The sequence below is a fragment of the Guyparkeria halopsychrophila genome (assembly GCF_044582135.1).
Classification (GTDB): Bacteria; Pseudomonadota; Gammaproteobacteria; order Halothiobacillales; family Halothiobacillaceae; genus Guyparkeria.
On the sequence record NZ_JBDODP010000038.1, the window covers coordinates 1 to 7938 of the forward strand.

The following is a 7938-nucleotide window of genomic DNA, read 5'->3' on the forward strand; positions in this document are numbered from 1 at the left end:
GACGCCGATGCAGTGCCCACCGACCAGACCCGGCTTGAAGGGCAGAAAGTTCCACTTGGTGGCCGCGGCCTCGAGTACGGCCTGGGTGTCGATGCCCATCTTGTTGAACAGCATGGCCAGCTCATTGACAAGCGCGATGTTGACGTCCCGCTGGGTGTTCTCGATCACCTTGGCGGCCTCGGCGACGCGGATCGCCGGGGCCAGGTGAGTGCCGGCGGTGATGACGCGACGGTATAGCGCATCGATGAACTCGGCGGCCTCGGGCGTGGAGCCCGAGGTCACCTTCATGATGTCGGCGACGCGGTGTTCCTTGTCGCCTGGGTTGATGCGCTCGGGGCTGTAGCCGGCAAAGAAATCCTGGTTGAACGTCAGGCCGCTGGTCTGTTCCAGCACTGGCACGCAATCGTCCTCGGTCGCACCGGGGTAGACCGTCGACTCGTAGATGACCACGTCGCCCTTCTTGAGCACCTGGCCGATCGCCTGCGAGGCAGAAATGAGCGGGCTCAGGTCCGGGCGCTTGTAGCGATCGATGGGTGTGGGGACGGTAACGATAAAGACATTGCAGTCGGCGATGTCTTCCAGTCGATCAGTAAACGAAAGCTGTGTCGCCTCGGCCAGTTCGTCCGATTCAACCTCGCGGGTGTGGTCGACACCGTTTTTCAGCTCGGCGATGCGCTTGGCGTTGATATCGAAGCCGACCACGGACTGGACGCGGCCGAAAGCCACGGCCAGCGGGAGACCGACGTAACCGAGACCGACCATGGCGATCTTGACGTCTTTGGGAGGGTGGAATGTGTTGGTTGCTGTCATGTGAATATCGTTTTGTTAATTATTCTTCGACTTCGTGTTCGCCATGCAGGCGCTCGCGGGCGGCGGAGATAAAGTTGGCCATCAGGGCTGCAAACAGGCCAACAAAACCACCCAAGACTAGACCAAGTGCAGCAAACAGCACTACGCCGTGTCCGGACTCCACGCGCATTTGGGGTTCATTCAACAACGAGGTGAACTGAATGTTCTGGAGCAAGCCACGTTTTTCATTTAGCTGCGCCTGCAATGTTTGCGTTTGTCTTTCGACCTCACGATCGAATTTCTTGAGCTCCAGCTTCGCTTGCGTTTTCTCGGTTTGCAGCTCGACTTGATCCCGCTCCGCCTTGGCCATTTTCGTGCGCGCTTGGTTGATCTTCCGTGGCAATTGCACCGTGATCTGCTGATTAGCGCGCTTCAGATCGTTCCGATAAGACTGAATCTGATTTCCCAACAGCATCGCCGTCATGGCTTCTGTCGAGGTTGAGACTGAAATGGCTTTCACGTCGTCCCTGAGTTCATCGAGATGATCTGCGATTTCTGCAGCGCGCGCCGTCTGCAACTCGATCATCCTCTCTAATCGCCCGATTTCCGACTCGAGGTAGGCCTGATCATCCTCCCGATTGGCCAGCTTATTTTCCTTGTTGGTAATTTCCTGCTCGATCTTTTTGCGTTCCTGTTCGATTCGGTCCCTGTCCATCAGGCTTTCCAGCTCCAACTCAAGCTGCCGAACAGATGACTCGATCGAATCCACCCGGCTGCGCAACCGGTTGTCGATAGCCGCCGCCAATCCACTCACCGCATCGCGTACCGTTTCTGACAACGCGGGGAAGGTTTCGGAATTAACTGGCCCCGCGATGGTCACCATGGCGCTTTCACCGGCCTTGGCCTGAATCTTGAGATCGTCGGGGTTTAGGAGATCATCGTGCTTTCTCGCATTGGCGGGCAACAAGGAGGTATTGAGCAGGCTTGATGCGGTCTTGGTGGACGCTACCGGAATTTGTTCACCTTGGTTCACGTCATGCCCAACCAACACCACAGCGGACATTTTCTTTTCGGCATCCTGCAGTTGAGCCGCGAGCACGCCCGACAACAGGCCCAACACAAGAAATACCAAAATCAGGACACGGCGATGCCAAAGAGCCAGACCGAGGTCGATGAGGTCGATCTCGTCATCAAAACGTGGTGGAACCGGTGGATGTGACGGGGAGTTCTGGATATCGTTCATTCGTCGGACCTATTGAAAAGGCGTTTTGCACGGTTACTCCACGGTGACCGATTTCGCCAGATTGCGTGGCTGGTCTACGTCGGTTCCCTTGAGGACGGCCACGTGGTAAGCCAATAACTGCAGGGGGATATTGAAAATGATGGGCGCACTGATCCGCCCGACATGCGACGTCACCGGGAGCACATGGGTGAAATCCGCGGTGTGCAAGCCCGCCCTTTCATCGGCAAAGACGAACAGCTCCGCCCCGCGCGCAGTCACTTCGGCGATGTTTGACTTGAGCTTGTCGAGAAGTTCGTTCTGCGGCGCGATGGTGATTACCGGCATGGTCTCGTCGATCAGCGCCAGCGGCCCATGCTTGAGTTCACCGGCCGGGTACGCCTCAGCGTGGATGTAACTGATCTCCTTGAGCTTCAGCGCCCCTTCCATGGCGATCGGGTACATCGGTCCGCGCCCGAGGAACAGGGCGTGCTCCTTTTCCACCAGCAGTTCAGCGAGTTCACGTACCCGGTCACCATGATCCAAAGCATCCTGAATGCGTCCGGGCACCTTCTCCAGCCCGGCGACGATGCGTTGCTCTTCAGGCTCCAGCATGCGGCCGCTGGCGCGGCCCACCGCGAGCAACAGCAGGGCCAGCGAGACCAGTTGGGTGGAGAACGCCTTGGTGGACGCCACCGAGATCTCCGGCCCGGCCCGGGTCATCAGCACCAGGTCCGACTCGCGCACCAGCGAGGATTCGGGGGCGTTACAGATGGCGAGCACGGGACGGGTCGGGTCCTCGCGTTTGAGCATGCGGATGGCGGCGAGCGTGTCGGCCGTCTCGCCGGACTGCGACAGCGCGACGATCAGGGTGTTGGGGCTGACGACCGGGTGCCGGTAGTGGAATTCGGAGGCCACCTCGACCGCGCAGGGTAGCCGGAGGATGTCCTCGAACCAGTAGCGCGCCACCATGCCGGCGTGGTAGCTGGTGCCACAGGCGATGATCTGTACGCGCTCGACGGATGCAAAGATCTCGTCGGCGCCCACCCCGAACGCTGCCGGCAAGATGTGCCCGTCGGCGATGCGGCCTTCGAGGGTGTCGGCGATGGCCTGCGGCTGCTCGTGGATTTCCTTGAGCATGAAGTGGCGGAAGCGACCGCGGTCGGCGCTTTCGGCGCGCTGGGCCGACTGGCGCACGGGACGCTCGACCGGGTTGCCCGCGGCATCGCTGATGACGACCGATTCGCGGGTGAGCACCGCCCGGTCGCCCTCTTCCAGGTAGATGAACGATTGAGTGACCGGCAGCAGCGCGAGCGCATCCGAGGCGGCAAAGTGCTCACCGATACCCACGCCGATGACCAGCGGGCTGCCCTGGCGGGCGACGAACAGCGTTTCGGGGGCGTCAATAATGATCACCGCCAACGCAAACGCCCCCTGTAGGCGGTCGACGGCGGCATGAAAGGCCGCTTCCGGCGAGAGACCCAACTCGAGTTGGTGATGAATGAGATGGGCGATGACCTCGGTATCGGTATCCGAGGCGAAGGCACAACCGCTATCGACCAGCTCGGCCTTGAGCGTGGCGAAGTTCTCGACGATGCCGTTGTGCACCACCGCCACCCGACCGTGAGCGAGGTCGGGGGCGATGTGGGGATGGGCGTTGCGCTCGACCGGCACGCCGTGGGTCGCCCAGCGGGTGTGGGCGATGCCGAGCTGACCGGTGATGGGCGTGGTTTCGAGTTTCTCGGCGAGAGCGGCGACCTTGCCCACGGCGCGCGCCGAGACCAGCCCCTGCCCCTCGTCGAGCAAGGCCACACCGGCCGAATCATAGCCGCGGTATTCCAGACGGCGCAATCCTTCCAGGAGGATGGGGCCCACCTGCCGTTCGGCTACCGCTGCGACGATTCCACACATGTATCCGTTTCCCTGCCTAAGCTCGGATTGAATAGCGCGGAATTGTACAGGAAAGGCCGCGGCATGGGGTGCTGTTTAGAGCTTGTGGCCTTGACGCCACCTTGATGGCCGCCATCCGCCCTGCCGGGCAGATTGTCGGGCTGAAGCCCGACCCACATGGGTTGGCAGCCCGCTTCTAGAACGAAGGCCTGTGGGTTGGACTTCAGTCCAACAGTCGACCGGCGGGCCGACTTCACCCCGCTTCGATCGCGGATCCATCCGCCCTGCCGGGCGGATTGTCGGGCTGAAGCCCGACCCACATGGGCTGGTAGCCCGCTTCTAGAACGAAGGCCTGTGGGTTGGACTTCAGTCCAACATCGGCCGGCGGGCCGACTTCACTCCGCTTCGATCGCGGATCCATCCGCCCTGCCGGGCGGATTGTCGGGCTGAAGCCCGACCCACATGGGCTGGTAGCCCGATTCTAGAATGAAGGCCTGTGGATTGGACTTCAGTCCAACAGTCGACCGGCGGGCCGACTTCACTCCGCTTCGATCGCGGATCCATCCGATCAGCGGGTCGGATTGTCGGGCTTAAGCCCGACCCACAAGGTTTGGTGCCCCTTTGTGGGTTGGACTTCAGTCCAACGTCGGTCGCAGACCGACTCATAGCCATACCGCATCCCAGTGCGGGTAGTCAGCGAGACGCTCGGTCAGGCCAGCGCGCAAAGGATTGGCCACGATATACCTCGCGACCGCAACACGGTCTTCTTCCGATCTCAGCGCTCGATCATGATAGCCGGGCTGCCAGACCCGACCGGAGCGGCCGAGTGATCTGTTGACACGCCGGGCACTGGATCCGCGAACTGTCCGCATGACGGCGGGCAGAGAGGACTGCCTGAGTCGCAGCAACGCGTGAAAGTGGTCCGGCATCACCACGAACGCGAGCCATTCGGCCTGGTCGGCCTCATGGTTCTCGCGAAACGTCTGGATTAGCAACCGGGCGACATCGAACGATTCGAATAACGCCTGCCGCCGGTCGGTGACGGCGGTAACAAGATATTCTCGACTGGGCTCGGAATGCCGGCCGCGAAGCAGGTCGCTATAGCTCATAATTCATCGTCCTTGATGAATGACCAGAGAGGGTGATTCGCCTTGCGAGTGAAATCCGGCGAACCGGACAATATATGCCTATTTGAGAGCAATCGCCTGCTGTGGGCTGGACTCCGGCCCAATAGTCGACCCGCGCCCTCCTTCAATCCATCCGCCCTGCCGGGCGGATTGTCGGGCTGAAGCCCGACCCACAGGGTGCGGCACCATATCGAACGCGCGATTGTAGGTTGGACTTCAGTCCAACAGTCGGCCAGCAGGCCGACTATTCCGACGCAATCACTAGTCGGCCAGATGTTCTCTGACGAATGCCAGTAGCGTCTCGTAATGACCTTCACGGACCACCGTCGTTACGATCTGGGGATCCAGGTTTAGGTAATCATGTACCAGCGCGTTCCGCAGGCCGATCACCTTGTTCCAAGGTGTGCCGCTGTGATCCGCCCCCATGGCGGCCAACTTTGCAAAGGCCTGGCGTGAGTCGCTCGGCACGACCAAACCCGACGCCTTTAGCTTTTGCTTGGCGATTCCGATGCACGCCTCGGTCAACAGCTGCAGATTGCGTTCGGCCGCCCGGTAGAGAAGCGGTGGCAGTGCACTCCCCTCACTCGCCAGACGGCGAAGTTCGTCGAGTTCCTCGGCCAACTGCTCGACATGCTCCCGCATGGCAGCAACGTATTCGGGTTCCATCCGCTCGGTCATCGTGACAGCCCCTCAGCCAAACTGCTGTTGGTGGTATTCATAGTCGAGCTCCCACATCGACGTGATCCGGTTTTCCTCCCTCGCCAATCGCAACGGATCATTGATGCACAAGGGACGTCCTGTGCGCACCACGGCCATTGCAAGGGGAATTGGAGCGAGATCGATATCGATCACGGAGAGCTTTTCCGCTGGAAGATCCAGGGCATCTTGCCAGGCCTGTGCCAGCAACTCGGGACGGAGCCGACGCTCAAATGGATCAGCAAGCGGCTTTGCGAAGGCTACCGCCAGGTCGTAGTCACTGTTGGACGTCGCGGTTCCCTTGGCCTGAGAACCGTAAAGCCAGACCACGGCAATCTCCGGCGTTTCACTGGCAATCGAACGAAGCCGGTCGAGCATGGGGACTTGTTTCAACGGCGGTTTTACCTGCATGCGCTTGACCGTCGGGTTAGTGTTCATGAATCGGGTTTCAGTGTAACGCTCATCCGCCCTGCCGGACGGATTGTCGGGCTGAAGCCCGACCCACATGGGCTAGTAGCCCGCTTCTAGAATGAAGGCCTGTGGGTTGGACTTCAGTCCAACAGTCGGCCACAAGGCCGACTTTACCCCCCCCACCCAGATCACAGATCCCTCCGCCCTGATGGGTGGATTGTCGGGCTGAAGCCCGACCCACAGGGTGGATCGAGACCGGGAACCGTCGTTATGAGATCAAAACGGGCAACGCCGTTTCGACGAATAGCTTGAGGCGCTTTCGGCCGCGGAAGCTGTCGGCGACGGGGCGGTAGGCGATCTGCCAGTGGCGATCGGAGGGCAGGTTGAAAGATCAATCGCCCCACGCGGGCCAGTCGATCACTCGCCGACCGTGGGCGAGAAAATGGGGGTTGAGCACTTCGTCGGTCCGAGAATAATCCAGCTTCTCGCCATGCGGGGCGAGCACCTTGCCGCCGGCCGCCTCAACCACGGCTTGCGCCGCGCCGGTGTCCCAGAGGCTGGTAGGCCCCAGGCGAGGGTAGACGTCGGCCGCCCCTTCCGCGACGAGGCAGAGCTTGAGCGAACTGCCCATCGGCACCATTTCATGCTCGCCGAGCTGTTCGAGCCATTGGGCCATCTTCGGGCTGGCATGCGAGCGGCTGCCGACCACGCGCCAGGGGCCGCCGTGCTCGCCGACCACCGTGATCGTGTGCTTCCCGTCGGTATCGATGCGCCAGGCACCCTCGCCCGGCCAGCCAATGTAGGTGCGACCCAGATCGGGAGCGTGGACCACACCCAAGCTCGGCCGGCCATTCTCGATCAGGGCAATATTGACGGTGAACTCACCGTTCTTCTTGATGAATTCCTTGGTCCCATCCAGCGGATCGACCAGCCAGTAGCGGCCCTGCGCATCCGGCCCGGGGAATCCCTCGGTGTCCTCTTCCGAGAGAATTGGCACACCGCCGAGCAACGGCCCAAGCCGTTCAATGATCAGGTTGTGAGCCGCCTGGTCGGCTTCCGTCAGCGGACTCTTGTCGGCCTTCTCTTCCACCGAAAAGTCACGCGCGTAGATGGTCATGATGGCCTGTCCCGCCTCTTCGGCGATGGCGGTGATCTCTTGTAGCAATGCCGTGTTGATTTTCATTACGTTCCGGCCTTCAGACGGCGGTGATCATGCCGCGCTCCTTAAGGAACGCGAGGATACGATCGGCAGCCTCGTCGGCCGACAGTTCGGCCGCCTTGATGTGCAGATCGGGATCTTCCGGCGCCTCGTAGGCCGAGTCGATGCCGGTGAAGTTCTTCAGCTCACCGCGGCGAGCCTTCTTGTAGAGCCCCTTGGCGTCGCGCTCCTCGGCGACATCCAGCGGCGTGTCGACAAAGATCTCAACGAACTCGCCGTCGTCCAACATGCCACGGGCCATCTCGCGCTCGGAGCGGAACGGTGAGATAAAAGATGTCAGCACGATCAGGCCGGCATCGACCATCAGCTTCGCCACCTCGGCGACGCGGCGGATATTCTCGACACGGTCGGCGTCGGTAAAGCCCAGGTCACGGTTCAGGCCGTGGCGCACGTTATCGCCGTCGAGCAGGTAGGTGTGCTGGCCTGCAGCGGCGAGCTTCTTCTCCAGCGCATTGGCGATGGTCGACTTGCCGGCACCGGATAGGCCGGTGAACCAGAGCACGCCCGGCTGCTGCGCCTTGAGCTCGGCCCGGCGCGCCTTATCGACGTCGATGTGCTGACGGTGGATGTTCTGGCTGCGCCGAAGG

Annotated in this window: 8 protein-coding genes; all 8 read right to left on the bottom strand. The window is 61.3% G+C overall.

The genetic code is table 11. From position 1 onward, the window contains the following. Positions 1-810: nucleotide sugar dehydrogenase (locus ABGV18_RS11205; RefSeq protein WP_396586103.1), on the bottom strand; the 810-nt coding region annotated here is incomplete at its 3' end. Between the two features lie 19 nt (positions 811-829). After that, entirely contained in the window at positions 830-2032 is a 1203-nt protein-coding gene (locus tag ABGV18_RS11210) for a Wzz/FepE/Etk N-terminal domain-containing protein (protein ID WP_396586104.1), read from the bottom strand. A 33-nt stretch (positions 2033-2065) separates the two neighbouring features. Then, positions 2066-3919: a glutamine--fructose-6-phosphate transaminase (isomerizing) gene (glmS, locus tag ABGV18_RS11215; RefSeq protein WP_396586105.1), complete on the bottom strand. Its 1854-nt coding sequence runs from the start codon at positions 3917-3919 to the stop codon at positions 2066-2068. A 641-nt stretch (positions 3920-4560) separates the two neighbouring features. Beyond that, the gene (locus ABGV18_RS11220) at positions 4561-5007 is read right to left on the bottom strand and encodes an REP-associated tyrosine transposase (protein ID WP_396586106.1); all 447 of its coding nucleotides are present in this window, start codon (positions 5005-5007) and stop codon (positions 4561-4563) included. 279 nt (positions 5008-5286) lie between these two features. Further along, positions 5287-5703 (bottom strand): type VII toxin-antitoxin system HepT family RNase toxin, encoded by a 417-nt coding sequence (gene hepT / locus ABGV18_RS11225; protein WP_396586107.1) that lies wholly within the window; start codon positions 5701-5703, stop codon positions 5287-5289. A 12-nt stretch (positions 5704-5715) separates the two neighbouring features. Then, entirely contained in the window at positions 5716-6159 is a 444-nt protein-coding gene (mntA, locus tag ABGV18_RS11230) for a type VII toxin-antitoxin system MntA family adenylyltransferase antitoxin (protein ID WP_396581965.1), read from the bottom strand. Positions 6160-6523: 364 nt separating this feature from the next. After that, positions 6524-7315, bottom strand: coding sequence for a 3'(2'),5'-bisphosphate nucleotidase CysQ (gene cysQ / locus ABGV18_RS11235; RefSeq protein ID WP_396586108.1), 792 nt, complete (start codon positions 7313-7315; stop codon positions 6524-6526). A 13-nt stretch (positions 7316-7328) separates the two neighbouring features. Further along, a partial coding sequence (gene cysC, locus ABGV18_RS11240; RefSeq protein ID WP_396586109.1) for an adenylyl-sulfate kinase occupies positions 7329-7938 on the bottom strand: 610 nt, incomplete at its 5' end.

Bases quoted from the DNA above. Each gene is read 5' to 3' on its own strand.
- ABGV18_RS11210 (WP_396586104.1), bottom strand. From the start codon at position 2,032: ATGAACGATATCCAGAACTCCCCGTCACATCCACCGGTTCCACCACGT.
- glmS (WP_396586105.1), bottom strand. From the start codon at position 3,919: ATGTGTGGAATCGTCGCAGCGGTAGCCGAACGGCAGGTGGGCCCCATC.
- ABGV18_RS11220 (WP_396586106.1), bottom strand. From the start codon at position 5,007: ATGAGCTATAGCGACCTGCTTCGCGGCCGGCATTCCGAGCCCAGTCGA.
- hepT (WP_396586107.1), bottom strand. From the start codon at position 5,703: ATGACCGAGCGGATGGAACCCGAATACGTTGCTGCCATGCGGGAGCAT.
- mntA (WP_396581965.1), bottom strand. From the start codon at position 6,159: ATGAACACTAACCCGACGGTCAAGCGCATGCAGGTAAAACCGCCGTTG.
- cysQ (WP_396586108.1), bottom strand. From the start codon at position 7,315: ATGAAAATCAACACGGCATTGCTACAAGAGATCACCGCCATCGCCGAA.